The 24,615-nt window shown below is 57.5% G+C and carries 24 protein-coding genes and 2 pseudogenes; 17 read left to right on the top strand and 9 right to left on the bottom strand.

Annotated features, from left to right (window positions below; translation table 11 throughout):
- Positions 1-6 precede the first annotated feature (6 nt).
- From dtd to ACOYW1_RS12185, 4 genes are all read right to left on the bottom strand, one after another.
- Positions 7-447, bottom strand: coding sequence for a D-aminoacyl-tRNA deacylase (gene dtd / locus ACOYW1_RS12200; RefSeq protein ID WP_482423014.1), 441 nt, complete (start codon positions 445-447; stop codon positions 7-9).
- 95 nt (positions 448-542) lie between these two features.
- Positions 543-1,499: a helix-hairpin-helix domain-containing protein gene (locus ACOYW1_RS12195; protein WP_482423013.1), complete on the bottom strand. Its 957-nt coding sequence runs from the start codon at positions 1,497-1,499 to the stop codon at positions 543-545.
- A gap of 97 nt (positions 1,500-1,596) precedes the next feature.
- Positions 1,597-2,559, bottom strand: coding sequence for a Tex family protein (locus tag ACOYW1_RS12190; protein ID WP_482423012.1), 963 nt, complete (start codon positions 2,557-2,559; stop codon positions 1,597-1,599).
- A complete protein-coding gene (locus ACOYW1_RS12185) occupies positions 2,459-2,803 on the bottom strand; it encodes a Tex-like N-terminal domain-containing protein (protein WP_482423011.1) in 345 nt (114 codons plus the stop codon). Before ACOYW1_RS12185 ends, ACOYW1_RS12190 begins: the two co-directional genes overlap by 101 nt.
- A gap of 760 nt (positions 2,804-3,563) precedes the next feature.
- On the opposite strand from ACOYW1_RS12185, the gene ACOYW1_RS12180 reads away from it, so the two are divergent.
- From ACOYW1_RS12180 to ACOYW1_RS12100, 17 genes and pseudogenes are all read left to right on the top strand, one after another.
- Positions 3,564-4,484, top strand: a complete 921-nt coding sequence (locus tag ACOYW1_RS12180) for a hypothetical protein (RefSeq protein WP_482423010.1) — start codon at positions 3,564-3,566, stop codon at positions 4,482-4,484.
- Positions 4,485-4,574: 90 nt separating this feature from the next.
- A complete protein-coding gene (locus ACOYW1_RS12175) occupies positions 4,575-5,177 on the top strand; it encodes a GTP-binding protein (protein ID WP_482423009.1) in 603 nt (200 codons plus the stop codon).
- A gap of 119 nt (positions 5,178-5,296) precedes the next feature.
- The gene (locus tag ACOYW1_RS12170) at positions 5,297-6,460 is read left to right on the top strand and encodes a cyclic nucleotide-binding domain-containing protein (RefSeq protein WP_482423008.1); all 1,164 of its coding nucleotides are present in this window, start codon (positions 5,297-5,299) and stop codon (positions 6,458-6,460) included.
- 149 nt (positions 6,461-6,609) lie between these two features.
- Positions 6,610-6,945, top strand: a complete 336-nt coding sequence (locus ACOYW1_RS12165) for a PilZ domain-containing protein (RefSeq protein WP_482423007.1) — start codon at positions 6,610-6,612, stop codon at positions 6,943-6,945.
- A 289-nt stretch (positions 6,946-7,234) separates the two neighbouring features.
- A pseudogene (locus ACOYW1_RS12160) lies at positions 7,235-8,105 on the top strand (phosphoribosylaminoimidazolesuccinocarboxamide synthase).
- A 418-nt stretch (positions 8,106-8,523) separates the two neighbouring features.
- The gene (locus tag ACOYW1_RS12155) at positions 8,524-8,919 is read left to right on the top strand and encodes a roadblock/LC7 domain-containing protein (protein WP_180144915.1); all 396 of its coding nucleotides are present in this window, start codon (positions 8,524-8,526) and stop codon (positions 8,917-8,919) included.
- A gap of 114 nt (positions 8,920-9,033) precedes the next feature.
- Positions 9,034-9,600 carry a GTP-binding protein gene (locus tag ACOYW1_RS12150; protein ID WP_482423006.1) on the top strand — a complete coding sequence of 189 codons (567 nt, stop codon included), beginning with the start codon at positions 9,034-9,036 and terminating at the stop codon, positions 9,598-9,600.
- Between the two features lie 2 nt (positions 9,601-9,602).
- Positions 9,603-10,151, top strand: coding sequence for a hypothetical protein (locus tag ACOYW1_RS12145; protein ID WP_482423005.1), 549 nt, complete (start codon positions 9,603-9,605; stop codon positions 10,149-10,151).
- Between the two features lie 18 nt (positions 10,152-10,169).
- Entirely contained in the window at positions 10,170-10,631 is a 462-nt protein-coding gene (locus ACOYW1_RS12140) for a DUF8082 domain-containing protein (protein ID WP_482423004.1), read from the top strand.
- Positions 10,632-10,768: 137 nt separating this feature from the next.
- Positions 10,769-11,941 carry a HAMP domain-containing protein gene (locus tag ACOYW1_RS12135; RefSeq protein ID WP_482423003.1) on the top strand — a complete coding sequence of 391 codons (1,173 nt, stop codon included), beginning with the start codon at positions 10,769-10,771 and terminating at the stop codon, positions 11,939-11,941.
- A gap of 163 nt (positions 11,942-12,104) precedes the next feature.
- On the top strand, positions 12,105-12,848 hold the full coding sequence (locus tag ACOYW1_RS12130) for a hypothetical protein (RefSeq protein WP_482423002.1): 744 nt from the start codon (positions 12,105-12,107) through the stop codon (positions 12,846-12,848).
- Positions 12,772-13,107: a hypothetical protein gene (locus ACOYW1_RS12125; protein ID WP_482423001.1), complete on the top strand. Its 336-nt coding sequence runs from the start codon at positions 12,772-12,774 to the stop codon at positions 13,105-13,107. The genes ACOYW1_RS12130 and ACOYW1_RS12125 overlap by 77 nt, the downstream gene beginning before the upstream one ends.
- An 86-nt stretch (positions 13,108-13,193) precedes the next feature.
- On the top strand, positions 13,194-14,231 hold the full coding sequence (locus tag ACOYW1_RS12120; protein ID WP_482423000.1) for a response regulator: 1,038 nt from the start codon (positions 13,194-13,196) through the stop codon (positions 14,229-14,231).
- Positions 14,232-14,265: 34 nt separating this feature from the next.
- Positions 14,266-14,646 carry a hypothetical protein gene (locus ACOYW1_RS12115; RefSeq protein ID WP_482422999.1) on the top strand — a complete coding sequence of 127 codons (381 nt, stop codon included), beginning with the start codon at positions 14,266-14,268 and terminating at the stop codon, positions 14,644-14,646.
- A 39-nt stretch (positions 14,647-14,685) separates the two neighbouring features.
- Positions 14,686-17,067: a GspE/PulE family protein gene (locus ACOYW1_RS12110; protein WP_482422998.1), complete on the top strand. Its 2,382-nt coding sequence runs from the start codon at positions 14,686-14,688 to the stop codon at positions 17,065-17,067.
- A gap of 96 nt (positions 17,068-17,163) precedes the next feature.
- Entirely contained in the window at positions 17,164-17,631 is a 468-nt protein-coding gene (locus ACOYW1_RS12105) for a PilZ domain-containing protein (protein ID WP_482416256.1), read from the top strand.
- A gap of 26 nt (positions 17,632-17,657) precedes the next feature.
- Positions 17,658-18,125 carry a PilZ domain-containing protein gene (locus ACOYW1_RS12100; RefSeq protein WP_482422997.1) on the top strand — a complete coding sequence of 156 codons (468 nt, stop codon included), beginning with the start codon at positions 17,658-17,660 and terminating at the stop codon, positions 18,123-18,125.
- 95 nt (positions 18,126-18,220) lie between these two features.
- On the opposite strand, the gene ACOYW1_RS12095 is transcribed toward ACOYW1_RS12100, so the two are convergent.
- The 5 genes and pseudogenes from ACOYW1_RS12095 to dxs all read right to left on the bottom strand — a co-directional run.
- On the bottom strand, positions 18,221-19,561 hold the full coding sequence (locus ACOYW1_RS12095; RefSeq protein ID WP_482422996.1) for a pyridoxal phosphate-dependent aminotransferase: 1,341 nt from the start codon (positions 19,559-19,561) through the stop codon (positions 18,221-18,223).
- A gap of 97 nt (positions 19,562-19,658) precedes the next feature.
- Positions 19,659-21,716 (bottom strand): elongation factor G, encoded by a 2,058-nt coding sequence (gene fusA / locus ACOYW1_RS12090; RefSeq protein WP_482422995.1) that lies wholly within the window; start codon positions 21,714-21,716, stop codon positions 19,659-19,661.
- 207 nt (positions 21,717-21,923) lie between these two features.
- Positions 21,924-22,646 carry a TlyA family RNA methyltransferase gene (locus ACOYW1_RS12085; protein WP_482416260.1) on the bottom strand — a complete coding sequence of 241 codons (723 nt, stop codon included), beginning with the start codon at positions 22,644-22,646 and terminating at the stop codon, positions 21,924-21,926.
- A gap of 40 nt (positions 22,647-22,686) precedes the next feature.
- Positions 22,687-23,154, bottom strand: coding sequence for a transketolase C-terminal domain-containing protein (locus ACOYW1_RS12080; RefSeq protein WP_482423709.1), 468 nt, complete (start codon positions 23,152-23,154; stop codon positions 22,687-22,689).
- Positions 23,155-23,181: 27 nt separating this feature from the next.
- Positions 23,182-24,597 (bottom strand): annotated as a pseudogene (gene dxs / locus ACOYW1_RS12075) (1-deoxy-D-xylulose-5-phosphate synthase); the annotation flags it as partial.
- Positions 24,598-24,615: the final 18 nt, after the last annotated feature.

Here is a 24,615-nt window from a genome sequence, read left to right as displayed (position 1 = left end):
AAGCCTCTACTTGCTCTCGACAATGAGGGTTACAGGCCCGTCGTTGGTGAGGGAGACCTCCATGTGGGTCTGGAACCGCCCGGTCTCTGCGGAGATCCCCTTGAACCGCACCGCTTCGATAAAGCAATTGTAAAGGGCATCGGCCTCATCGGGCGGGGCCGCATCAATAAAGGAGGGGCGTCGGCCTTTGCTGCAGTCTCCGTAGAGGGTGAACTGGGAGACCACCAGCATGGCACCCCCCACGTCCTGGAGGGAACGGTTCATCTTGCCGTCTTCGTCTTCAAAGATCCGCAGGCCGGAAATTTTGTCGGCCAGATAGCGGGCCTCCTTTTCCGTGTCGCCCCGGCCGACGCCGAGGAGCACCACCAGCCCTTTGTCGATGGCTCCGGTCTCTTCATCTTCCACCTGAACCGATCCCTGGCTGACGCGTTGTACCACTGCTCGCATTCCATACTCCGTATCTGGCTGTGACGGCCCGCGCTGTGGCGGGCCGTCATATTAAGGGGCCGGACCCTGTCTTGGCAGAGAGGCCCGGCAGGGGACTATTTTTTCAAGAGGTCGGCAAAGGGGTTGTTGAAGGGGCGGCCCTTGTCTTCCCTGTGCTGGGAACCCTTGGGCTGCCGTTTGGGCTTTGTCGGCCGTTGGGGCTGTTTTTTGTCCTGGGGGGCAGACCCGCCTTCGGAGGGGCTCTTCATGGACAGGGAGATTCGCTTCCGGGGTTTGTCGATGCCGATGACCCGCACCTGCACCTTCTGGTGGACCTTCACCACGTCAGCAGGGTTCTTGACGAATTTATCGGACATCTCGCTGATGTGCACAAGCCCGTCCTGGTGGACGCCGATATCCACAAAGGCACCGAAGGCGGTGACGTTGGTGACGACGCCGGGAAGGCGCATGCCCTCCTCCAGGTCGTCCATGGTCTCCACCCCTTCCCGGTAGTTGAAGAGCTTGAAGTCGTCACGGGGGTCCCGCCCGGGCTTGGCCAGCTCCTCGCAGATGTCGGTGAGGGTGGGGAGCCCCACGGTGTCCGTGATGTAGGCGGAGAGGTCCAGTGCCTGCTTCAGGTCGGTGCGCCCGATGAGGGAGGAGACGTCCGCATGGAGGTCTTTTGCCATGGCATCCACGATTCCGTAGCTCTCCGGGTGAACCGCGCTTGAATCAAGGGGGTTTTGCGCTTTGACGATGCGGAGGAACCCGGCGCACTGTTCAAAGGCCTTGGGACCCAGGCGGGGCACCTTGAGAAGGGCCTTTCGGGTTTCGAAGGGGCCGTTTTCATCACGGTGCGCCACAATGTTGCGGGCCAGCTGGGGACCGAGGCCCGATACATAGGTCAGGAGCTCGGCGCTGGCCCGGTTGACGTCCACGCCCACCCCGTTGACACAGCTGACCACGGTGTCGTCCAGGGAGTTTTTCAGGGCGGTCTGGTCCACGTCGTGCTGATACTGGCCCACGCCGATGGATTTGGGGTCGATCTTCACCAGCTCGGAGAGGGGATCCATGAGTCGCCTGCCGATGGAGACAGCGCCCCTTACGGTGAGGTCCAGGTCGGGGAACTCTTTTCGGGCGGTCTCGGAGGCCGAATAGATGGGTACCCCTTCACTTCATGACCAGGGTGACGATGATCTCCCTGGGCAGGCCCAGGCCCTTGACGAACCGTTCGGTCTCCCTGCCGGCCGTGCCGTTGCCGATGGCCACGGCTTCCATGTCGAACCGCTTCACCAGGTTCAGGATGGTCTCGGCGGCCTTTTTATCTTTGTGCTCCCCCATGTTGGGGTAGATGGTGTCGTGGTGGAGCAGCTTGCCCTGGCTGTCCAGGCACACCACCTTGCAGCCGGTTCGGAATCCGGGGTCGATGCCCAGGACCCGCCTGGCACCCATGGGCGGGGAGAGGAGGAGTTCTCGTAAGTTATCGGCAAAGACCGTGATGGCTTCCCGGTCGGCCCGCTCTTTGGACAGGAGCCGCGCTTCGGTCTCCATGGCTCGTGAAAGCAGGCGCTTGTACCCCTGCTCCAGGGCTTTGCGCACCAGGGCGGAGTCGGGGCCGTCCCCTGTGATGAGCAGGGTGTTCAGGATCTGGAGGGCATCCTCTTCGGTGGGGCGGATGGTGAGGTTGAGGACCTCTTCCCGCTCACCGCGCCGGGCGGCGAGGATTCGATGGGACGGGGCGTCGTGAAGGGGTTCGTTCCAGTCGAAGTAGTCCCGGAACTTGGCGCCTTTCTCTTCCATGCCTGTGGCCACCCGGCAGGAGATGGTGCTTTTTTTTGCGTAGAGCTCGCGCAGGGCCTTTCGGACAGGCTCCTGTTCGTTGATCCATTCGACCATGATGTCCACGGCACCGGCCAGGGCATCTGCCGGGGTCTCCACGCCCTTTTCGTCGTCCACGAAGTCCGGGGCCAGGGCTTCCGGATCTTTACCTGACTGGGCAAATATCGCTTCAGCCAGGGGCTCCAGTCCTTTTTCACGGGCCTGCTGGCCTTTGGTGCGCCGTTTGGGGCGGAATGGGAGGTAAATATCTTCGAGGTCGGCCGCGTGCAGAACCAGACCGTGCCTCCAGTTCATCGGTGAGGTGCCCGTTTTTTTCAAGGGAGGTGAGGATGGTCGCCTTGCGTGCGTCCAGTTCTCTGAGCTGGGCCGAAAGGTCCCGTATTTCGGCGACGGCCACTTCGTCGAGGCTGCCTGTGGCCTCTTTACGGTAGCGGGCGATAAAGGGAACGGTGGCGCCCTGGTCGAGGAGGGCCAGGGTTTCGGTGACCTGGGCCGGCGACACGTTCAGTCGGCCGGCAATCATTGCTGTGTTGTCCATTCAGTTGACCCGTTTAATCAGGTTAATGGGGTATGCGAGGGCTCGGGCACGAAAGCGCCGTGTTGTCACTTCGGGGCCCGCCCGGAGGAGAGCCCTGCGCCCTGTGCGCTGTCGGTTTTGTTTATGGTCTGAGCCTGCGTCCATGGACGGAGGTGGAATCCGTATCCGTCACGGGGCCATTGTCCATGGTCGGCTGTCATCGTTACCATGAAACCGGTGGCGTGAAAAACCCTTTTCGCAGAACGCAGGTGAAAAGGCGGTCCATGGTCCGTGCTGCTCATTTGTGTTTGACATCCTCCCTGTGTAAGGCAGATAATAAAAAGGTGTAGGAAAATAGCTGCACTTTACTGAAATAAAGGATAGGCATCGGATTTTCAATTGAATTTTCCTGATGGCGGGGCGTCCACCGCGAGGAGGGGCCATGCGCCTTACCTGCTGAATCACACCATCTATCAAGGGATTTTGAAATTTATGTGTTGACATAATGCGCTGAAAAAATAATATTTCTGTTTCAGAACGTGAGTTTGGCAGCCTGGTCGGCGGCCGACGGGAGGGCCTAACCTGTTCCCCATGCAGGCTTTTTTGGACCGTCGCAATCAGGCAGGCCGGTCCTGCGGCGTCCCTGATGCGGTTTGACGGTATGTCAGCCGGGAAAAGGGCACCCTCAGGGGAAAATGCAACCCCTGTGCAACTCACGTATTCACATGCGACCTGTATCATGGTTGGCGGTACAGCATTATTATCCTTCAGGGGTCGTTGAATGAATATCAAAGAGAGAGTCAAATCACTGCTCAAAGAGGCCGAACTATACAAGTCTCAGCGCCTTTTGAGAGAAGCCCGTAAAAAATACACCCTTGTCATCGACATTCTTCAACAACAGACCCGCATCCAGAATCGTGACGTCCTCATCGCAGCCGTGGCGAAAAAACGGGAAGATCTGGACCACGCCATTGCCAAGTGGGACCAGTCCCGGGTCAACCCCGAAGTCTCAAGCAAAGTCCAGGACTTGATCAAGCGGCTCTTCACCACGACCGAAGAGGGGGTGAGCGACGATGAAAAAGAGATCAACGAAGCCATCACTCTTGCCAAATTCGGTCAGCATCGAAAAGCCCTGGAAGAGTTCCGGCGGTTGGTGCGCCGCCCCGGCATCAGCCTTTCGGCTGCGAAAAACGCAGTAAAGTGCCATCTTGAGCTTTCCGAGGCCGCTGAGGCCGTGGATATGGTGAAGCGCTGGTGGTCACAGGGCTTTTTTACTCCGGAGCAGTATACCTCCCTGACGCAGTTCATGCAGGCTGCCTTCAAGAACGGCCTGGCAGCGATCGCCGCCATGGCCACCGATGGCGGGGCGGTTGCCCTGGAGGAGGACTTTACAGCTCCGGTGGACGACGATATCATCGACATCACGTCCATCGGCATCAATTTTCAAGGGGGGCCCATGGAGGGGCAGCACGTGGAACTGGATGTCAGCTTTCAGTCCGGGAGCCTGCTGAGCCTCATCGTGGCGAGCAGCGAAAAGGCGCTTCTGGAGTATCTGGGAAAAGGCAAGCCCATCCACGACGTCGACTTTTTTTCCCCCATTGCGATTTTTAAGGGTGCTGCGGTGGTGGAATCCAACACCGAGATTCTCTCCGGTCCGAAAAAGGGGGATTTCAGCCTGGATATCCGTATCAACAGTATGTAACGCCCACTGCATGGCGGGTGATGCAGACAATCCGTTTTCAACAGGTACAACAAAATGGGCCACGCCCATTTGCCACAATGCGGGAACCATATGGCCATATTTAACATCCAGAAGCGTGAAATTGAGTGCAAGATTGTCTACTACGGCCCCGGCAGGTGTGGGAAGACGACCAACCTCGAGTACATATTCAAAGCCTTTAAAAAACAGGTGACCGGTGAAATGGTCGCGTATACCAGGGACAGCACGCTTTTTTTTGACTTTCTTCCCATGGGGCTTGGCAAAATCAACGGATGCGACGTGCGTGTCCAACTTGATGTCTGGCAGCAGAAGTACAGCTCCACCCGTAAGCTGGTGCTCAAGGGGCTGGACGGGGTTGTTTTTGTCGCCGACTCCCTGGCGGTTCGCCGGGAGAAGAACATGCTCTCCCTGAAAGACCTTCAGCAAAACCTGAAAGAGTACGGTCAGAGTATCACGCGGATTCCCCTGGTACTCCAGTACAACAAAAGGGACCTTGCCGATGAGGGCGTGCCCATCATGTCCGTAGAGCAGATGGAAAGGGACCTCAACCGCCAGCTCAAGGTGAAGAGTTTCGAAGCCAGTGCCACCCGGGGGACCGGTGTGGGCAAGACCCTTCAGGAGTGCCTGAAGCAGACCCTGATATCTCTTCACAAGGAGTTGCAGTGGGCCAAGTAAGGGCCGGGGCGTCGCCCCTTGGCCTTTGGTATGCGACATTGCAGTAATGGTTGATGGAGACCGCGCCCATGGTGCGGTTTCTTTGTCCGTAAACCGAATGAAAGACGATACGGGGCACGATGAGTACACAACCTGTACTGACAGGCGATTTGAGTTTTTTTGACCTTGCGGATCTTCTGCAGCTCCTCAGTGCCGACGGCAAGAGCGGCGTGGTGAAGCTTTCCAGCCGGTATGTGGATACACCCGGCGTGATCTACGTCCTCGACGGCAACCCCATTAACGCTTTCTGCGACGGCAGGGAGGGGGAGGAGGCCCTGTACGCCCTGTTTGGCTGGGGCGAGGGCGGCTTTGAGGTGTCGCAGGAGGAGTTTCCCCAAGACCGGGTCATCCAGAAATCCGCCATGGCCATTATTCTGGACGCCTTGAAGATGGTGGACGAGGGCGAGATCGAAAAGGTGGGGCCCGTTCAGTACACCGGGGACAAGATGCGGGATGAATCCGGTCGCATTCACCTGCCCGTGGCTCGCGGGCCCGCGTTCTCCGATTACATGTACCTTGCCGATGAAGAGGCTTTTCGGGCCGGCGACCGTATCATTGAACAGGGTCGCCACGGCAACTGGATCTGGGTGGTGCTGGAGGGCGTGGTCAAGATCGTGAAGAACACCTCCATGGGGTCTGTGGTGGTCTCCCGTGTGGGGAGCGGCGCCTTTGTGGGGAACCTCTCCTCCCTGACGCGTCCCGACCACCCCCGCTCGGCCACGGCCGTGGCTGAAGGGGATGTTCTTCTGGGGGTCATCGATACCCGGCAGCTCACCTCGGCCCTTGCCGGGCTCTCCGAAGAGTTTCTCTATGTGGTCAGGGGGATTGAACACCGCCTTGCCATGATTTCGGACCGGGCCGTTGCGTTGAAGTACGGCGGGAAACCCATGTCCGGGCTGCCCCGTGAGATCAAGCCCGTGGTCCGCCAGGGTGACCACGTCACCAAGATGTTCTCCATCGAAGCAGGCCAGGCCTATCTTGTCCAGGAGAACGGGGGAGAAAAGGTGTTTCTGGGAACCATGGGCCCGGGGGACTTCATCGGTCGCCTGCCCATGTTCAAGCATGCCCATGAACCGGACATGGCCTCGGTGTATGCTTCACCGGATTTGAAACTCAGCATTCTGGACACGGATGCGCTGATGGCTGAGTATGACAAAGCGCCGAACCTTATCAAGAATATCATCGAGTACACCTCGGTCTGTGTGTCCCTGATCACGGACCTGGCCTCTCGAAATATTTTGTAAGTTACGATGCCGCTGCGGACCTTTGAAAACCTGCCGATGGTTTAGGGTCCCTGGTGCATCCATGCGATATGGTGTTGACGCAGGGGAAGGGGTGCCGGCCTTTTCCTGCAGACGAAGAGTGTCCGGCATCAACCGTCAGGACTGCCCCCATGGAAAAAAGAAAACACACACGCTACAACTCGACCAACCTCCTTTCCTACGCCTGTGTCAATGCGGAGAACACCGTGGTCCAGCAGGGCATGGGAAAAACCCTTGACGTCAGCGAAGGGGGGATCCTTCTGGAGACCCATGTCCCCATTGATCCCAGCCACAAAGTTCACCTGGACATCGGGTTCAGGGACGATGTGGTGGCGATTATCGGGGACGTGGCCTACACCCGCACGGGGAAGACCGGGCGGGCAGAATCCGGAATCCGTTTCGGGGAGCACAGCGACAAGGACCGTGAGATCCTCCTGAAGTTTATCGAGGGGTTCCAGAAGGGGTAAATGTCGGCGGGAAACCCCGTGGTACGACCCGTTTTACCGTGTTTACGACACGGCCCGGGTCGGGTTTTTCGGGATGCATCCGCCGGTGCAGGGGGAGGGTGTCTGTCGCCTCGGCTTTCAGTGTCTCTTTGTCTGGATCTGTGCGCATCCTGAGGGGGAACACCGACCTGAAACCTTTGGATTTACCTGTTATTGAATAAGTGCTATACAGTGAAGCAACATAAATACCGGCCTGCACTGGGCATGATGTTTTTTTAAACCGAGTTTATCTTCTTTATGGAGTAATGGTATGTACACCAGCAATCTTGAAGGCGTTCAACTGGTTCAGAAGGGGAAAGTACGGGATATCTATGATCTTGGAGATTCCCTCTTGATGGTGGCAACGGACAGGCTCTCGGCCTTTGACGTGGTGCTGCCCGATCCCATCCCCGAAAAAGGGCGGGTCCTGACCCAGATTTCACTGTACTGGTATGAGCAGATGCGCTCTCTCATCGACAACCACCTGATCACAGCGGATGTGGACGCGTACCCTGAGATCCTGAAACCCCACGCGGAAGCCCTCAGGGGCCGCAGCATGATCGTCAGGAAAGCCAAGCCCCTGATGGTGGAGTGTGTGGTCAGGGGATACATTTCCGGGTCCGGCTGGAAGTCCTACAAGAAAGACGGCACCGTATGCGGTATTCCCCTGCCCGAAGGCCTGAAGGAATCGGATCGCCGCTCGTTGGTTTACCCCGTCCACCAAGGCGGATGTGGGGGACCACGACATCAACATCTCTTTTGAAGAGGCCGCCGAGATCATCGGAGCGGACATGGCGGAAAAGGTGCGGGACATCAGCCTTGCCATCTACAACAAAGGGGTTGAAGTCGCCGCTGAAAAGGGCATCATCATCGCCGATACCAAATTTGAGTTCGGGATTTGCGACGGGGAGTTGATCCTCATCGATGAGGTCCTGACCCCGGATTCTTCCCGATTCTGGCCCAAGGCCACCTACAAGCCCGGCGGTGCCCAGGAGAGCTTTGACAAGCAGTTCGTCCGGGATTACCTGGAGACCCTGACCTGGGACAAAACCCCTCCGGGACCCTCCATCCCCGGGGAGGTGCTTGAGCGCACGTCCAAAAAATACCTGGAAGCCCTCGAACTCTTCACGGGAAAGGCTTAAGGGACATCGTACCCATGAGGGACATACGACCCATGACGCCTTTCCTTGCCCGTGACGGGGGTTCCTCCCGCACCGGGTGCGGTATGTCCTTACAGATGCCGAAGTGCCTTGTTATTGAGGTGGATCGGTTCCTTCAGGGCCTCTGCCGGAAAACCTCCCGAACACACATATGCCGTAGAAAACAAACAGCGGATCAACCCTTGATCCGCTGTTTGTCATTTGTTTTAAATTGATTAATCAATTTAAATGAGCTATAGGGTTATAGGATCTGCCTGTTATTACTTAGGATCAATGTTTTCTGGTCTGTTCGAGTAACCGGTTGATATCGACAGAAGAAACCTCTGCCTGTAGACATTCCAGACGCACTGCCGCCAGGCATGAAACCCATCAACAGATACGGAGCGAAGGACCCGCCAATATGGATTTCCCCTTTGATTTCAGTAAAAAACAGCTTGAATCCATTGAAGATGTTCTGAATGAAGAGCTCATTGAACTCGGTGTTCAGAGCGTTGTGCTTATCGACCTGGCAGGCAACGTGATTGTCAACCTGGACAACGGTCGGTGCCAACACGACGTGTATTCGCTTGCGGCCCTTGCTGCCGCGAATTTCGGTGCGGTCAGTGCCATGGCCAACATCATCGGAGAGGAAGAGTTTTCTCTGTTGTTCCACAAGGGAGAAAGCGACAGCATTCATTTCAGTAAAATTGGAACCGATTTGCTTCTCCTGACCATTTTCGGAAAAGATGTGTCCCTGGGATTTCTTCGCTTGAAAGTCAACGAGGCAAACGACAGGATCCGGGACCTCCTGGTTTAGAGGCGTCGGACCGCCGGCATGTTAGAGAATCCGGGCAATCATGTATCAGAGAGGTTAATGGTTTGGCACTGATAAATCCAAAAAAACGTGAAGTCCAAGTTAAGATTGTCTATTATGGTCCGGGCAGGGGGGGAAAGCACAAATCTGGAGTACATCAACGAAAAGTTCCGAAGCAGGATCAAGAGTGAAATGGTGACGGTGAAGACCTACAACGACCGCACCCTTTTTTTTGACTTCCTGCCCTTTGACATCGGGATGATCAAAGGGTACACCATTAAGGTGCAATTCTACACCGTACCGGGGCAGGTAAAGTACAACGCCACCCGAAAGCTGGTGCTGCGCGGTGTGGACGGGATCGTGTTTGTTGCTGATTCCATGACGCTGAGGCAGGAGATGAACATCCGTTCCCTGGAAAACCTGGCGGAAAACCTTGTCTCCTTCAACAAGAACATTGAAACCATCCCACTGGTCATGCAGTACAATAAGCGGGATCTGGAATCCGAGGGAATCCCGGTCCTGCCCGTGGAGGTGATGGAAAAAGACCTCAACACAAGCCTCAAAGCACCCTACTACACAGCCAGTGCCGTGAACGGCGATAACGTGGCGGTGACCATGAAGCGGATCATCTCCATGACGGTGATGTCCATTCGCGAAAAGCTTGAGCTCGGAGGGAGTGTTTAACAATGACGATAAACGGTTCATCCATGAACGAAGAGCTGGACAGCCGCCTGGACGAGCTGTTCGACGACGGTCCGGCCCGGAAGCCGGAGACGTCCGGGGATCCCTTGGAAACCCTCAAGGCCGTGATCCTTGAGATGGAGTGGGAGATCGGGGACAAAAACCTCGATGCCTACCTGCAGGAGTTGAAACGCCTCGGGGGCAGCTGTTGCGACGACAAGGCCCTGACCATTTATATCAAACTCCTCGACACCATCGGTCGCTACCTGAAAGCCAAAAAAGCCGCCGCCCATCCCGAAACCGTCTCGTTTTTGAAATCCCTTTTCGACAGCTTTGAAGCGGCCGTGGGCTCCGACATGTCCGATGAGCAGAAAAACCGCTCGGCGGCGTACCATGTGCGTGAGTTCAAGCGGTTTAAGGGGCTCATTGCCCAGCACGGGGCTGCGAAGCCATCTGCCTCCGGCAGGGCAGGGGTCGGGCTTTCCGATGAGGTGAAGGCCTTTATTCGTCAGGCGGTTCGAGAAGAGATCGCTCGGTTGGTGAAACGGAAATAGGAGCAAGTGCAGGTTGCCATGGTTTTAAAAGGAAACATCGCGTCGTCCATATACCGGCGAGCCGTCAGAGAGGACCTGGGGGAGGTGTCGCTGGACAGCCGCATGCTCACCCTGCTGATGCAGCTCAACGGTGAAAAAAATACCGCTGAGCTTGCCGGAGAACTCGGGCTGACCCTGTCCGATATCCGGGATGTCCTGATTCGCCTGGACCATCTCGGCCTCATTGAGGAGGTGGTCTCTTCGGTGCCGACCCTGTCGGGTGATTTTTACCCTTTTCTTACGGATCAGCTCTCCAAGGCCATGGGGCCCATGGCGGAAATCCTCCTTGAGGATCTTCTTCAGGAGATGGCCCTTGATCGTGAGAGTATCCCCCTGACACGTGCGGCTGAGCTGGTGGACGCCCTGGCCCGGGAAATCCCCCGGGACGAAAAGAGAGCGGAGTTCCAGCAGGTCCTGTTGTCGAGGCTAAAGAATTTCTGACGGACCCACTGCAGGCCAGAGCACCTCAATTCCAACGGTGACAATCCCCAACGAGATTTCAACAGTCAAGGAGTACAGGGACTGTCGCCAGATGTGAAGAGTGCGGGAAGATTTACCATCTGGACCCCGGAAAACTGATGAACCACATCAAGACTCCGGATGGCATCAAGATCAAATGCAAAGTGTGTGAACACATCATTACCATCCGTCCTCCCGGGGAAGAAGAGGTCGCTGTCGGAGAAGGCTCCGGGCCTATCCAGTCGGTGCCCGTCAGCGAAAATTCCCCTGAGCCGGACGCGGCTCCTGCATCTCCGGCCACTCCCCCCCTGAAGGTTGTCTCCAAGAATTCTGCCCCTGAAGAGAAAACGGCGGACGGTCCCCGCGTGGCCCGAAAGAAAAAGACCTCGTACAAGGGGTTCGGCCTGCGGACCAAGATGTTTTTTCTCTTTTTCGGGATTCCCATTTTGCTGTTCATCGGCAGCAGCGCCTTTACCCAGTACCAGATGCTCACCCTCGCCAACAACATCACCGGAGAGAGCACCGGCGTGGTGCGCCAGATGGCCGAGGAGATCATCGTCAATAAAGCCAAGAGCGTGGCCTCCCAGTGCTCTATCTTCCTTCGGAACAACCCGGACCTGAACAAAGACGACTTTTATTACGACTTTGACATGCGGGATATTGCAGTTCAGGATGTCGGCACCGAAGGGTTTACAGCCTTGATCGAGATCCCCGCCCCGGATCAGGATGAAGAGACGGGTTACCGTATCTGGTGCCATCGCAACGAGTCCTACCTGGGTAAGCCTCTCCTGGGCAAAATGAAGGAAGAGCTTGGCCTGGGCTATCAGAGCTTTGAAGAGGTGTTCAAGGCCATGAAGGGGGGGCGGGGCATCAAGGGGTACTACCGAACGGTCAGTGCGAACAACACGGAAAAAGAGAAGTTCATGGCCGTGGAGCCCATTGAGCAGACCCCCTACCTGATTTTGAGTACCACCTTCATCGAAGACTTTACCGGGCCTATTCAGCTCATTGAAAAGAGTGCCACCGGCCTCACCGAAGCCACCCAGAAGATGACCATCGGGTTCATCGCTGTGGTGATCCTTTTCATCGGCCTGTCCATCATGATCTACGGCTACCGGCTGACCTCCAACATCCAGATGCTGACGGATGCGGCGGACCGGATCAGCGTCGGGGAGCTTGATGTGGTCATCGATATCAAATCCCGTGATGAGATCGGCAGTCTGGCCGAGGCGGTGACGCGCATGCAGGACAGTTTGCGATTTTCCATTGAACGGCTCCGCAAAAAGCGGTAGCGTTTCCATACGGGTGTTATCAGCGGGAGCAGAGACCAGGCGGAGAACGGCTGTTTTTCCACGTCACCTGAGATGCTCCCGTTTGTGTTGATGCGGGGCGGCGTCCCGTGATTGCAGCCGTCAGGGACGGCAAGACTGTTTGTCCAACCAGTGAGATTGATCTATGATAGTCATTCCCAGAGAGACCCCTGTGGTCAGCAACCTGCACACCGGTTACATACGCATCAGGCGGTTTGTCGATCACTTTCGAAATGCCTTGCCCTCGGGCTGTGTCATCATGCGGGCACCCGCATCGGAAGGTGTCGTTTTTTTTGACCAGGGGGCATTGATCAATGCCCATACCTGCATAGACGGCCGGGACAGGGATCGTCAGCCGGCTCTTGACGAGCTGTTGCGCATGGCCGATGAGGCCCGGCACACCCTCTCGGTCTTCGAGATCCCGGATGAGAGCATCGGATACTGGGCCAACCTCAACGAAGCGGCGCTGATCCACAAAAACCTGACCTCCTCCACCGTGGACCTGGAGGCGCTCATGAAGAAAATTACCCAGGACCGGTTCACCGGTTTGATCGAGGTGCTGAACCCTTCGGGGAAGGCGGACCAGGTGCATGTCATCATGGGAGAGATCGCCGGAGCGGTGCTGGGTAAGAGCGGCGGCATTCTCCGGGACCCGAACCAGGAGCTCGGGCGCATCATGGCCAACGCCAAAAACAGCCGGACCCGTATTGCCATCAAGCGGGTTCAGATGGAGACCCATCGGCTCAGCGACGACTGCCTGAAGGACAGGGCGCCTCTCTCCGGCGAGGGCAAAGGAAGCGGGGCAGAATGCCGTGGAGATGCTGGAGGTGCTTCTGGGGGTCTTCGAGCAGACCTATACCGGGGTCAAGGAGCAGGCCGATCCCTTTGATACGGTGCTGAAGCGGAAATTCCTCGAAAAAGTATCCCGGTATGAATTCCTGGATCCGTTTACCGAGGAGTTCAGCTACCAGGGCGGTTCCATTACCTACACAGGGACCGACAAGGTCCAGCGGGTCGTGGCGGCGGTGACCGAGTGTCTTCGGGAGCTGGCCCTGGAGCGTGGGCTCGGCATGGAGCTTCAACAGAACCTGAAAACCTGGCGCCAACAGTATCAACGGGAGATCGATGCGTTTAAAGCGGTTGTCTGACGCCTTGCCCCATTGAAAGCCCGACGCCGGTATCTTTTTTATCCCTTCCCCCATGGGGGGCAGGGGAAACACAGGATGGTCACACCATGGTCAGACAGATTCTCGTCGTGGACGACAACCAGCCTTTTCTCAACCTCATCCACAAGCTGTTTTCCAAGCTGAAGGATCGGTATGCGGTCCTTACGTGCACCGACGGCGGTGAGGCTGTAGAGCTCTTGAAGCGGCGCCCCATTGCCCTTGTGGTGACGGATCTCCAGATGCCCAATGTCGATGGGTACGGGCTTCTGGAAAAAATCCGGCGGTTTTTTCCCGATGTCCCCGCCATTGTCGTCACCAGTTTCGATAAGCCCAAAACCCGTGAAGCGGTTATGCGCTACGGGGCACGGGCCTATTTTACGAAGCCGCTGGTGGTTGAGGATCTGGTTCGGACCATTGACCAGATCTTCAAGGAGCAGGCCGGGGGCGGAACCCTGAAAAATGCCTCCCTGGAGATGTTCCTGCAGCTTATCGAGATGGAAGCCAAGACCTGCACCATCCGGGTGGTCAACGAGATGACCGGCACCCAGGGCGTCCTCTTTTTCCGTGACGGGGACATCCTCAATGCACGCTACGGCCCCATGACAGGCAACAAGGCCGCCTATCGCGTCCTGGGATGGGAACGGGTAACCCTGCTCATCGAAAATTCCTGTGTTCTCACCCGGAAAGGGATCCAGGGTGAGCTCCAGGCGATTTTGTTGGACGCCATGCGGCTGAAGGATGAGATGGGAAGCGGCTCGCCGGGTCAGGTTGCTGACCAGGGGAGGGATGCATCCACCGGTGATCCTGTGGATGGTGACCGGGGCGGCTCCCCGGATGAACTGGAGCGCCTTAGGGAACTGGTCGTCAAGGCAAGCGGTAACTCCGATGCCGTGGAGTCGGCAGCCTGGGCTCCGGAGTTGACGGATAAGATGGCCGCTCTGCAGATGTTCGGAAACATTCTGGGGGCCGGGCCACTCAAGGCGGTGTTGAGCAATCGGGAAACCGATCAGCGTATGGTGGTGATGGGAGCCGGGGTCCCGGCCCGGCTGGTGGTGGGAGCAAAGGTCCAGAAAGAATCATTAATTGACGCTGTACTGGACGTGTGAATCAGATTATAATCTTTTATGTATTCAGGTGGATATGGCAAACCATTTTGATGATTTGTTCAGCATCGACGGGGTTCAGGGGGTTTTTTACATCAGCGACGCCGGAAAGCCCCTGGTTGCCGAACTTTCCGAGTCCCATGGTGGCAGCGAGCACGAGTGTGGCGAGGCCAGGGCTTTTCTTGCGGAGAAAATGCGGTGGCGCGATATGGCTCCCCTGGTGGACGGCGCCACGGAAGGGGAGATCCTGTTCGATGCCCTGCGAGTCTACTACCGTCGAACCGTCGACGGAATCCTTTATATCCTCATGGCCCCCGGGTGCGTGGCCGCCATGGTTCGCATGACGTGCGATCTTATTTCAACCGATATGGATAAAAGTCGCAAGACACGAGGTTTCGGTCGTTTCTTTAAAATGTAGTGCACCTGAAGGTGTGCGGCAAATTTGCGAGGATACGCTTTGGAAAAACAGCTGAAGTCTAAAATCGATACCGCCAAAGCCTACAAAAAACACGGTCTCTACGGTGAGTCCATTGCCGTTTATACGGCAATTCTGGATGCATACGACGGTGACCTCGACGAAGAGGTCAACGACTTCATCGGGATGGAGCTTGGCGAATTGAAGACAAAGGCGGCCGAACTCGATGACGACGATGAGGTCATCGAACTCAGCAGCCAGGAGCTCAGCGCCATCAAGAACTCCTGGTCCGAAGACAGCGCCGATGAGATCCTGGAGAGCGCCCACGCCTTTAAAGAACTCGGCCTGCAGCGGGAAGCCCTGGGCGAGCTGTTGAAACTTCTCAACACCAAGTATCCGGTGGCCAAGCTGGTGCCCCAGCTTGCCGACGTCCTGATGCAGCTTCATGCCGTATCCAAAATTCGTAAAAAGGTCCTTGAACTCATAGAGACGAACAACGTGACCCAGGAAGCGGCGGCCGATATTCTCTTCCGGTTCGGCCTGGAGATGGAAAAGCTCGAAAAGAGCGACGAGGCCATGGGCTTCTACGAAGATGTCCGCGGGCTGGATGCGGGCTACACCGGGCTGGATGCCCAGGTCGAGGGGATCAAGGGCGCGCGGAGTTACGAATCCCGCTACGGCTACCTCCTGGAGACGGATCAGGTCAACACCGCTCAGTTGCAGAACGCCCTCAACCTTGCGAGAAAAACCGGGAAAAGCTGCGAATCCATTCTCATTGAAGACATGTATGTGGACAAGGAGGAACTCGGCAAATCCCTTTCCTATTATTACGAGTGTCCCTTTGTGGAATTCGGCACCGATATTCCCATCCCCGTGGAACTCCTGGGGAAGCTGAAGAAGAGCTTTCTCATCCAGAACAGCTGGGTGCCCCTGTCATGGGACATGACCGACGGGGTGGTGGAAGTTCTCATTGATGACCCGAAAAACCTTGAAAAGACGGACCACATCTACAGCCTTCTCAGTGCCAAGCACATCCGATACTCCGTGGGTGTACGGGAAGAGATCATCGAAGTGATCAAGTTCTTCTACGATTCCGACCGCCATACCGAAGAGGGGCCCGGAGAGGAAGACGGCGACTTCGACATGATGCTCGACGTGGAGTTCGAGGAAGAGGTGGACGAGATGCCGGACGACCAGGAGGCGGATCCGTCCCTCTCCGAGTCGTCGAGCCAGATCGTGAAGATGGTGGACCAGGTGATCATCACCGCCTACCGGAAAGGGGCCTCGGATATCCATGTGGAGCCGTCTCCCCACTCCAAGAAGGTGCATATCCGCTACCGCATCGACGGCGTGTGCCAGGATGTGCTCAAGGTGCCCATCTCCAACGCCATGGGGATTCTTTCCCGCCTGAAGATCATGAGTCATCTGGACATTGCCGAACGGCGGCTTCCCCAGGACGGGAAGATCAAGTTCAAGAGAAAAGGGGTGAAGCCCTTTGAGCTGCGTTTGGCCACCCTGCCCACGGCAGGCGGGTTTGAGGATGCGGTGCTTCGTATCCTGGCAGACTCCGGGGCCATGAAAATCGACCAGATGGGGCTCAGCGACCGCAACCTGGAGATCCTGAAAAAGATCGTCGCCCAGCCTTACGGATTGATTCTCTGCGTGGGGCCCACCGGGTCGGGAAAGACCACCACCCTCCATGCGGCCATGGCACACATCAACAAGCCCGGAATCAAGATCTGGACCGCTGAGGATCCTGTTGAAATCACCCAGCCGGGCCTGCGGCAGGTGGAGTGCAAGGCAAAGATCGGCCTGGATTTTGCCCGGGTGATGCGGGCCTTTCTCCGGGCCGACCCGGACGTGATCATGATCGGCGAGATGCGGGATCACGAAACCGCCTCCATCGGCATCGAAGCCTCCCTCACCGGCCACCTGGTTCTCTCCACCCTTCATACCAACAGTGCCCCGGAGACGGTAACCCGGCTTCTGGACATGGGGCTCAACCCCCTGAACTTCTCCGATGCATTCCAGGGGGTCCTGGCCCAGCGGCTGGTCCGAAGGCTGTGCACCAACTGCAGGGACGAGTACACCCCGGACCGGGACGAATTCGACCGTATCGTGGAACTTTACGGTAAGGAGGCCTTTGAGCAAACCGGGATCCGGTATTCCTCGGACATGCGCCTTTTCAAGCCCGTGGGATGCTCGGTCTGCTCCGGCTCCGGTTACAAGGGCCGGGTTGCCATCCATGAATTGATGTACGGCTCTCCTGAGGTCAAGCAGATGATCAAGCGGGCCGCCCACACCGACGAGTTGTTCCGTGTGGCCGCAGAGCAGGGGATGACGACCTTGATTCAGGACGGCCTCGTCAAGGCGCTGGACGGCGTCACCGATGTTGCGGAGATCCGCAGGGTGTGCGTCAGTTAACGGCGCTGTGCCGGGACCCAGAGAAGGTCAGTGAAGCTGGGGTAATGCGTGTCAGGGTGCCTCGGGACTTCGACCCTCCAAATAAAAGGCAAGGCAATGGCAGAAAAAATATTTCTCGGAACCAGCACCACGGCAACCTTTGTGTGCCCTGTCTGTGAGCGATCCCGGACCACGGATATCTCCAAGCTCCTGACCGCCAAGGCGCAACTCAGGATCAAGTGCACCTGCAAATGCGGCCATGTTTTTTCCGTGGTGATCGAGCGGCGAAAGTACTACCGCAAATCCCTCGAATTGTCCGGGGTGGCCTTCGGTTCCCATGACGGCCGCAAATTCATCATGACCGTCAAGGACCTGTCCCGGTCCGGGTGCCGGATCCGGGTCAACACGGCTTTTCCCTTTGCCATTGAAGATATTATCCACGTGGAGTTCAACCTCGACGATAAAGATCGGTCATTCATCAGCAAAACGGCGGTGGTCCGAAGCATCAACGGCCCGTTCCTGGGCCTTGAATTCACCGAAATAGAAAAATACGACAAAATCGGCCAGTATCTTATGTTTTCATGACTTCCGGCCGGTGAGGACGGGAAACCATGCTTGCTACGATTCTTGTGAAAGAAGATTTCCAGGCGTTTATCACCTGCCCATCGTGTCACCGGGTGAAGGAACAGGATGTCTCCACCTTCATGGGGGTCCAGAGTCATGTAAAGATCCGGTGTCGGTGCACCTGCGGCCACAGCTTTCATGTGCAGCTCGAACGGCGGCAGTTTGTGCGCAAGGATGTAGAATTGCCGGTGGTCTGCAAGGTCCAGGAGCGGGGATACAACCTGTCGGGAACGGTGACGGACATCTCCCAGTCGGGTCTGCGGGTTCGGTTGGTGACCTCGGTGCCCCTGGAGGTGGGGATGCGGGTGGAGCTGGCGTTTCACCTGGACGACAGGGAGCACTCCCTCATTGAAAAGTACGGCACCATTCGCAGCATCAGCGACCTGGAGGTGGGCATGGCCTTTGACTCCACCCAGCACTACGGCAAGCTGGGACTTTATATCGAGTTTCATTAAAATCCCGAAAGCCCTTAAACCAACAAAGCCCCTCGAAGACGGAAAATCGTTTCCGTCCGAGGGGCTTTTGTTGTTAAAGCCGGTAGTCTGTTCTTTTACACGGCCAGTCGGCACGCCTCATCACCGGCGGAGCCTCGGTTGGACTCCAGGTAGGCGCGGATGCTGTCGGCCACGGTCTGGAAGGTCCACCGGCGCTTGTCGTCGTCGGTTTCAAGGAGGGTGATGCGGAATCCCTTGCGGGAGCAGCAGAACCCGGTGAGGGGAACCACGCAGATGCCGGTGGCGGCAAGCAGGTAGTAGACGAAGCGCTTGTCCACTTCCACATTTTCGATCTTCTCTTCGATATAGCTTCGGACGCGTCCGTCGCCGATGGCAAGGGTCTGGTCGCTGTTCAGCACGCCGTCATCAAAGAGGACGGACATGTAAAAGGCCCCTTTGGGCTTGATGACCGAGATACCTTCCACATCCTTGAGCATGTCGTAGGCTTCGTCGGCCCGGCGGTGAAACATGTCCCGGCGCATCTCAAGGTGTCCCCGGTAGTTGGGGTGGCCCATGACCAGGGGGATGGAGTGCTGGGGAAGGCTTGTGGAGCACACCTCCAGCATCTTGGCGTTGACGATGCTCTGGATGTACTGGCGGAACATGGGGTAGCTGTTCTGGTTGTACACCTCGATCCATCCGCAGCGGCCGCCGGGCCAGGGGTACTCTTTGGAGATGCCGCGGAGCGCCATGCCCGGGACTTCGCCGATGACTTCGCTCAGGTGAACCGTGGAGGCGTCGTCGTAGACGATGTGGGAGTAGATCTCGTCGCAGATGATGAAGATGCGGTGTCGCCGTGCAATGTCCACCATCTTTTCCAGGACCTCCCGGGGGTAGACCGCGCCCGTGGGGTTGTCCGGGTTGATGATGAGGATGCCGGCGATGGCGTCGTTGTATTTGACCTTGTTTTCCAGGTCCTCCAGGTCCGGCAGCCAGCCATTCTCCGGGTCCAGCTCGTAGGTGAGGTGGTTGTAGCCCGAGTGGGCCGCCTCGGCAGAGGAGTGGGTGGAGTAGGCGGGGGAGGGGCCGATGACCCGGGCTTCGCGTTTGAGGAACCCGAAAATCTTGGCCACGGCGTCGCCCAGTCCGTTGAAGAAGACAATGTCATCTTTGGTGATCTGCGTGCCTCCGCGGCTGTTGACGCATTCGGCAAGGAACTGCTGGGTGTTGGAAACGCCCCGTGTGGCCACATAGCCGTAGGTGTCGTCTTGTCCAACGAGATCGGTGATGATCTCTTTGATCCAGTCAGGGATAGACTCTCCCTTTGCCACAGGGTCTCCGATGTTTTCCCAGGTGATGTCGACGCCCAGGGCTGCCAGTTCGTTGGCCACGGCTACGATTTCTCGGATTTCGTAGGTGAGCTGCCCGGATCCGACATGTACAATATTTCGTCTCATTTTTTTAAAGTCTCTTCCTCTCTCAAAAACAAAACAGCAGAGGATACGGGTGAACCGCATCCTCTGCCGTTTCTTATTCAGAAACATTCAAGCGAAGCTAATTTTCCTGCTCCGCCGCAATCTTTTCAAGTACTTTTTTGGCGATATCCCCGGGAACCTCATCGTAGTGCGAAAATTCCCGGGTGAAGGTGCCCCGTCCACCGGTCATGGAGTTGAGATCCGGGGCGTAGGTGAGGATCTCGGCCATGGGCACATGGGCGTTGATCACCTGATATTTGCCTTCGCTGTCCATGCCGAGGACGCGTCCTCTTCTGGAGTTGAGGTCCCCCATAACGTCGCCGGTAAAATCATCGGGAACGATGACGGCCACGTTCATGACAGGCTCCAGAAGAACCCCGCCGGACTCTTCGCACGCCTTGCGAAAGGCCAGGGAACCGGCCATCTTGAAGGCCATCTCCGAGGAGTCCACTGCATGGAAGGAGCCGTAATCCAGGGTCACCTTGAAGTCCACACAGGGAAAACCGGCGAGGACCCCTTTGGAGGACGCCTCTGCAATCCCTTTTTCCACGGCGGGGATGTAAGTCTTGGGGATGACCCCGCCGACGATGGCGTCTACGAATTCAAAGCCGTCGCCTCTCTGCTGGGGCTCCAAGACGATCCAGCAGTCCCCGTACTGACCGTGCCCGCCGGTCTGTTTCTTGTGCTTGCCCTGGACACGGACTTTTTTGCGGACGGTCTCTCGGTAGGGGACCTTGGGGGGCTTGATCACCACTTCGAGGTTGAACTTCCGCTTGAGCTTTTCAATGGTGGCCTCCACGTGGACCATACCCATACCGTTCAAAAGGATCTCTTTTGTTTCGGCAATACGGTCGAGGCCCAGGGAGGGATCTTCCTCCTGGAGCCTGGAGAGGGAGGAGAAGACCTTGTCTTCGTCTCCCTGGTTGGCGGCCTCCACGGCAAAGGAGATTACCGGGGCGATGGGGTCCGTGGGCTTGAGGATCACCTTGCGGCTTTCGTCGCACAAGGTGGCTCCGGTGAAGGTCTCTTTGAGCTTGGCCACGGCCACGATGGCACCGGCTTCGGCATGGTCGATGGGCTTCTGGTCTTTTCCGGCAAGGTAGAGAAGCTGGGAGAAACGCTCCTTGCTGTCCTTGTCGGTGTTGTAGACGGTGCCGTCCTTGCCCAGGGAGCCGGAAACGATCTTGATCAGGGAGAGGCGGCCCGCGTAGGGGTCCACGATGGTCTTGAAGACATACCCTGAAAAGGGGGCGCTTGGGTCAAAGGCCACGCCCTCTCCGTCCGTGGTGGGGAAGGGGGCATGCTCCAGGGGGCTGGGCAGGCCGTCCACGATGAAGTCGGCCAGGAGGGTCACGCCCATGTTGGCCGTGGCCGCCCCGCAGAGAACCGGCATGAACTGACGGTTTTTGGTGCCGGTTTTGAGCGCGGCCACCAGCTCTGCGTCTTTTATTTCGTCGCCTTCCAGATAGCGCTCAAGGAGCTCGTCATCTGCTTCGGCGATGTTTTCAATGAGTTCGGCTCGTTCGGATTCCACATCGTCGGCCATGTCCGCAGGGATGTCCATGGGCTCGGCCTTGCCGTCTTTGAGGCTGTAGGCCTTGTTGGCGATGAGGTCCACGACACCGGTGAAGGTGTCTTTTTCCCCGATGGGGAGTTGAATCAGAATAGGCTTGGGATCAAGGGCGTCCACCGCGCTGGTGAAGGCCTGCCTGAAGTCGGCACGCTCGTGGTCGAGTTTGTTGATGAAACAGACAGTCGGGATGGCGTTTTCACCTGCAAATTGTGCGGATTGTTCGGTGCGGATATCGGAGCCCGTGCAGGCGTCGATGACGATGACGGCAGCGTCGGCTGCGGGCATGCAGGTTTTGGCGTCGGAGAAGAAGTTTTTGTCACCCGGGGTATCGATGAGGCTGATGATGTGTTTTTTCCACTCATATTGAAAAAAGGCGCTGCTGAGGGACGCGGTGCGGCGCTGCTCTTCTTCCGAGTAGTCCATCACGGTGTTGCCCTCTTCCACACGGCCAAGTCGGCTGGTTGCGCCCGCGTTGAAAATCAATGCCTCGGCAAGGGATGTCTTGCCTGCACCTCCATGGGCTGCCAGAGCGACGTTACGCAGTTTATCAGAAGATAACTTCATTAAACAACCTCCTCAATATGTGAATGATTCAAGCCTATGTCTATGTGACTGTCTCTTCTCCTGAATTACATGTTTTGCTTCTCGACCCCGCCTCTTTCGTGCGGTTCGTGCCGGGTCGAGTGCTTCTGCCAACGCCCTGTGAGAAATCCCCTTGGGGCGTTGTGTATAAACATACCGTTACGAACTTAGGTATATATATCAATCCCGTCAGTATTTCAAAGAGATAATGAATTCGCGATTGCCCTTGGGGCCGAGGATGGGGGAGGGGATGACAGCCTCTTTTTCAAGGCCGAGTTCCTGGAAGAAATCGCTAAGATTGTCGATGACTTCCGCGTGCTGTGCCGGGTCCTTGACGACCCCGCCTTTTCCCACTTTCCCTTTTCCTACCTCAAACTGAGGTTTGATGAGCGCGAGAATTCGTCCCTCTTTTTTGAGAAAACCAAGGGCCGCCGGTACCACCAGCTTCAGTGAGATGAAGGAGGTGTCGATGGTGACCAGGTCCACCTTCTCGGGGACCTGCTCTTCCGTCAGGTAGCGGATATTGGTGCGTTCCAGCACCACGACCCTTTCATCGTTGCGCAGGGACCAGGCCAGCTGGCCGTAGCCCACGTCCACGGCATAGACTTTGTCTGCCCCGTGTCGGAGCAGGCAATCGGTAAAGCCTCCCGTGGAAGCGCCGATGTCCAGACATACATCATGGGCAATGTCGATTTCAAGGGTTTTCAGGGCTTCTTCCAGTTTCAGGGCCCCTCGGCTGACATACGGAATCTCGTCCTCTTTGACGTGTATCTCGGCGCTTGTCAAAACCTTGGTCCCGGCCTTGGTGACAGGTACCCGGTTTACCAGTATTTTTCCGGCCAGAATCAGCGCCTGGGCTTTGTGGCGGCTCTCCACCAGCCCCTTGTCCACGAGGAGCTGGTCAATTCTCATTTTCACTTCCTGACTCAAATGTTTTCCTTGTCCTTTCTCGTTATCGGCCCTTTCCGGCCAGGGTGGTGACGCTTTCGGTCCGTCCCGTTACACGGAACGCGGCCTCCATGACACCCTCGGTGGAGATGCCCTGGCGACGACACAACTCTGCCCGGGGACCGTGCTCCACAAAGTGATCTTCGATGCCCACACGGGCGGTGGTGATGTGTGCCAGGCCCTCGTCGGAGAGGAGTTCCAGCACTGCGCTGCCGAAGCCGCCGGCTTTCATGTGCTCTTCCACGGTCACCACGCGGCCTGTTTTGTCCGCCCAGTGGAGGATGAGGTCCTTGTCCAGGGGTTTGACAAAGCGTGCGTTGATGACGGCGGCTTCAATGCCCTGGTCCGAGAGCTTCTCGGCCGCTTCCATGCAGGTGGCCAGGGTGGTGCCGATGGCAAGAAGGGCAAGGTCGCTGCCTTCACGGACCAGGGCGCCTTTGCCTATGGGAAGGGCAGGGGCCGACGCATCCACGGGGACCCCTTCGGCAGCCCCGCGCGGGTAACGGATGGCGATGGGGCCGTCGTGGTCCAGGGCGGTGCGGAGCATCTGCCGCAGCTCATTTTCATCGGCAGGGGCCATGATGACCATGTTGGGCAGGGGGCGCAGGTAGGCCAGGTCAAAGAGCCCGTGGTGGGTGGGGCCGTCTTCGCCCACGAGGCCGCCGCGATCCACGGCAAAGATCACCGGGTGCCTGTCCAGGCAGACATCGTGGAGGATTTGGTCGTAGGCCCTCTGGAGGAAGGTGGAGTAGATGGCCACCACCGGTTTCATTCCTTCTGTGGCCATGCCCGCGGCAAAGGTTTACCCGTGCTGTTCGGCGATGCCCACATCAAAGAATCGCTCGGGGAACCGGGAGGCAAACTCCGTGAGCCCTGTCCCTTCGGGCATGGCCGCGGTGACGGCCACGATGCGTTTGTCGGTTTCGGCCAGCTCCACCATGCTCCTGCCGAAGACCTCGGTATAGGAGGGGGCCTTGGGCTTGGCCTTCATGCTGTTGCCCGTCTCTTTTTCAAAGGCGCCCACGCCGTGGAAATAGACGGGGTTTGCCTCGGCCGGGGCGTAGCCCATGCCTTTTTTGCTCATGACGTGCAGCAGCACCGGCTTGTTGAGCTTTTTGATGTTTTCCAGGATGTCGATGAGGTGTTCCATGTTGTGGCCGTCGATGGGCCCCAGGTATTCGAACTTGAACGCCTCAAAGAGCATGCCGGGGGTGACGAAGGCCTTGAAGGACTCTTCGGTCTTCTTGGCAAACTGGTAGATGTCGTCTCCCACCTTTGGCAGGGCTTTCATGGCCTTTTTGAACTCGCCCTTGAGGTCCTGGAGGTACTTGGCGGAAAAGGTGCGGCTCAGGAAGGAGGAGAGGGCGCCCACGTTTTTGGCGATGGACATCTCGTTGTCATTTAAGATCACCAGGTGGTTGCGGCTGGAGGGCCCGGACTGGTTGAGCCCCTCGTAGGCGATGCCGCCGGTGAGGCTGCCGTCGCCAATGATGGAGATGACCTTTCCGTTTTCGCCCTTTATGTCCCGGGCGCAGCTCATGCCGTAGCCCGCAGACACCGAGGTGCTGCTGTGGCCGGTGGTGAACGCGTCGTAGGGGCTTTCGCTCACCTTGGGAAAGCCGGAGATGCCCCCCAGGGTTCTCAGGGTCGGAAATGCGTCCCGCCGTCCGGTGAGCAGTTTGTGGGCATAGGCCTGGTGGCCCACGTCCCAGACGACCTTGTCAAAGGGCACGTCAAACACGTAGTGAACCGCAATGGTCAGCTCCACGACGCCGAGGCTGGATGCCAGGTGGCCGCCGTTTTTGGACACCACATCCACAATATTGTCCCGAATCTCCCGGGCAAGCTGGGGAAGCTGGCTGCGATCCAGCTTCTTCAGGTCTGCCGGGGAGTCGATCTGATTTAAAAGGGTCATCACCATCACCTGTATGGT

It is taken from the genome of Desulfoluna sp. CYM3A (genome assembly GCF_056829965.1).
This window is presented reverse-complemented; position numbering and strand designations above follow the sequence as displayed.

Bases quoted from the DNA above. Each gene is read 5' to 3' on its own strand.
- ACOYW1_RS12180 (WP_482423010.1), top strand. From the start codon at position 3,564: ATGAATATCAAAGAGAGAGTCAAATCACTGCTCAAAGAGGCCGAACTA.
- ACOYW1_RS12105 (WP_482416256.1), top strand. From the start codon at position 17,164: ATGGCAGAAAAAATATTTCTCGGAACCAGCACCACGGCAACCTTTGTG.
- ACOYW1_RS12170 (WP_482423008.1), top strand. From the start codon at position 5,297: ATGAGTACACAACCTGTACTGACAGGCGATTTGAGTTTTTTTGACCTT.
- ACOYW1_RS12185 (WP_482423011.1), bottom strand. From the start codon at position 2,803: ATGGACAACACAGCAATGATTGCCGGCCGACTGAACGTGTCGCCGGCC.
- ACOYW1_RS12095 (WP_482422996.1), bottom strand. From the start codon at position 19,561: ATGAGACGAAATATTGTACATGTCGGATCCGGGCAGCTCACCTACGAA.
- ACOYW1_RS12145 (WP_482423005.1), top strand. From the start codon at position 9,603: ATGACGATAAACGGTTCATCCATGAACGAAGAGCTGGACAGCCGCCTG.
- fusA (WP_482422995.1), bottom strand. From the start codon at position 21,716: ATGAAGTTATCTTCTGATAAACTGCGTAACGTCGCTCTGGCAGCCCAT.
- dtd (WP_482423014.1), bottom strand. From the start codon at position 447: ATGCGAGCAGTGGTACAACGCGTCAGCCAGGGATCGGTTCAGGTGGAA.
- ACOYW1_RS12085 (WP_482416260.1), bottom strand. From the start codon at position 22,646: ATGAGAATTGACCAGCTCCTCGTGGACAAGGGGCTGGTGGAGAGCCGC.
- ACOYW1_RS12195 (WP_482423013.1), bottom strand. From the start codon at position 1,499: ATGGATCCCCTCTCCGAGCTGGTGAAGATCGACCCCAAATCCATCGGC.
- ACOYW1_RS12140 (WP_482423004.1), top strand. From the start codon at position 10,170: ATGGTTTTAAAAGGAAACATCGCGTCGTCCATATACCGGCGAGCCGTC.
- ACOYW1_RS12115 (WP_482422999.1), top strand. From the start codon at position 14,266: ATGGCAAACCATTTTGATGATTTGTTCAGCATCGACGGGGTTCAGGGG.
- ACOYW1_RS12175 (WP_482423009.1), top strand. From the start codon at position 4,575: ATGGCCATATTTAACATCCAGAAGCGTGAAATTGAGTGCAAGATTGTC.
- ACOYW1_RS12190 (WP_482423012.1), bottom strand. From the start codon at position 2,559: ATGAACTGGAGGCACGGTCTGGTTCTGCACGCGGCCGACCTCGAAGAT.
- ACOYW1_RS12165 (WP_482423007.1), top strand. From the start codon at position 6,610: ATGGAAAAAAGAAAACACACACGCTACAACTCGACCAACCTCCTTTCC.
- ACOYW1_RS12120 (WP_482423000.1), top strand. From the start codon at position 13,194: ATGGTCAGACAGATTCTCGTCGTGGACGACAACCAGCCTTTTCTCAAC.
- ACOYW1_RS12100 (WP_482422997.1), top strand. From the start codon at position 17,658: ATGCTTGCTACGATTCTTGTGAAAGAAGATTTCCAGGCGTTTATCACC.
- ACOYW1_RS12150 (WP_482423006.1), top strand. From the start codon at position 9,034: ATGGTCCGGGCAGGGGGGGAAAGCACAAATCTGGAGTACATCAACGAA.
- ACOYW1_RS12130 (WP_482423002.1), top strand. From the start codon at position 12,105: ATGATAGTCATTCCCAGAGAGACCCCTGTGGTCAGCAACCTGCACACC.
- ACOYW1_RS12155 (WP_180144915.1), top strand. From the start codon at position 8,524: ATGGATTTCCCCTTTGATTTCAGTAAAAAACAGCTTGAATCCATTGAA.
- ACOYW1_RS12135 (WP_482423003.1), top strand. From the start codon at position 10,769: ATGAACCACATCAAGACTCCGGATGGCATCAAGATCAAATGCAAAGTG.